Source organism: Methylophaga sp. UBA5088 (assembly GCF_002414625.1).
Lineage (GTDB): Bacteria > Pseudomonadota > Gammaproteobacteria > Nitrosococcales > Methylophagaceae > Methylophaga > Methylophaga marina.
The window spans coordinates 25,142-26,527 of record NZ_DIAC01000125.1 but is presented as its reverse complement, the minus strand read 5'-3'; the positions used below and the strand labels follow the sequence as shown (position 1 = coordinate 26,527).

Sequence of the window (1,386 nt, the reverse complement as noted above, 5' to 3'; positions counted from 1 at the left end):
AGACAGGTAAATTCAGATGTTTCGATGTGAATGGTATAATCGCGCTCCGGTGTTGCATTATCGAAAGTTTCTAATTGTTTGCTTGGCTGTGTAGACATGGATGCTCTCTAAAGTAATAAAATAAAATGACTATTATCTCTTAAGTGAAAGATTATATTAAGTGTCTGAAATAATTATCCTCATTATCGTTATTATCATCGCGTTTGTTGGCGTCAGTTGGTACGCCAATTATAAGAGCCAGCAACGTGCCAGGGAATTTGAGCGTGAACTGGATCTTCACAACGATGAAGACGACGAATTCAAAGAACGCTTTGACGCACTTTTTGAACAAGAGTTGCATGAACAGACGCCACGCCCAAGTTCGTCATTTAGTGAAACAGAATCCAGCGAAGTCGACATGGACTTGTTTGATGAGCCACTCTCCAATGAAGAAGCTGTGAGTGCAGAACCAGAGCCACCACTCCAGGATATTCAGCAAGAAAAACCAGCTAAGAAAGCCAAACCAGAACCTGCGCCAGCGCAAGACTGGGACATGGTTATTGCGTTTACGATTATGGCTGAGTCAGGCACGATGTTTTCAGGTAAGCAGGTCAAGGCCGCGCTGGAAAATCAGGACTTACATTTTGGTGATATGCAGATTTATCATCGGTTTACCCAAGGTTCACGCAAACAGTCGTTATTCAGTGTGGCGAATATCATTGATCCTGGCACACTTTTACCTGATAAATTTGTGTCCATGTCGACCCCGGGCTTACTGATTTTTGCGCGATTACCCGCACCAATAAGTGGTCTGGCATTATTTGATGACCTACTGGATACCGCTAAGAATATGACGCAATCATTAGGTGGCGTGCTGTGTGATGAAACTCGACAGCCTGTGAGTGATGCCGCCATAGAGTCGATGCGTACGAAAATTTTCGAGTACCAAATGTCCGTTCAAGCTGAAAGTGATCACCTGTCGAATGACTATTTCAATTGATGTTAGGCAGCGTGCTGCCGAGTTGCGCGATACTCTCAATCACTACAGTTACCAGTATTACGTATTGGATAATCCAGAAGTACCGGATAGTGAATATGACCGTTTATTTCGGGAACTGCAGAGCTTAGAACAAACGCATCCTGAGTTACTCACTGCCGATTCGCCTACACAGCGTGTTGGTGGTCAAGCGTTAGATAAGTTTGATGAAGTTCAGCATGCCATCCCCATGTTGTCTTTGGACAACGTGTTTGATCAGCAAGAGTTAGCTGCATTTGATAAACGTGTGCGGGATTGGTTGAATACCGATAAAGAACAAACCTATGCGGCGGAACCCAAACTTGATGGTCTTGCCATCAGTATCCGTTATGAAAATGGTGTCCTGGTTCAAGCAGCAACGCGTGGCGATG

2 protein-coding genes are annotated in these 1,386 nt (G+C 44.4%); both read left to right on the top strand.

Annotated elements, in window-relative coordinates; translation table 11 throughout:
* Positions 1–160 precede the first annotated feature (160 nt).
* Entirely contained in the window at positions 161–979 is an 819-nt protein-coding gene (locus B4K20_RS15460; protein WP_289283599.1) for a cell division protein ZipA C-terminal FtsZ-binding domain-containing protein, read from the top strand.
* A partial coding sequence (locus B4K20_RS15455) for a DNA ligase LigA-related protein (RefSeq protein ID WP_414683393.1) occupies positions 963–1,386 on the top strand: 424 nt, incomplete at its 3' end. The genes B4K20_RS15460 and B4K20_RS15455, both read left to right, overlap by 17 nt.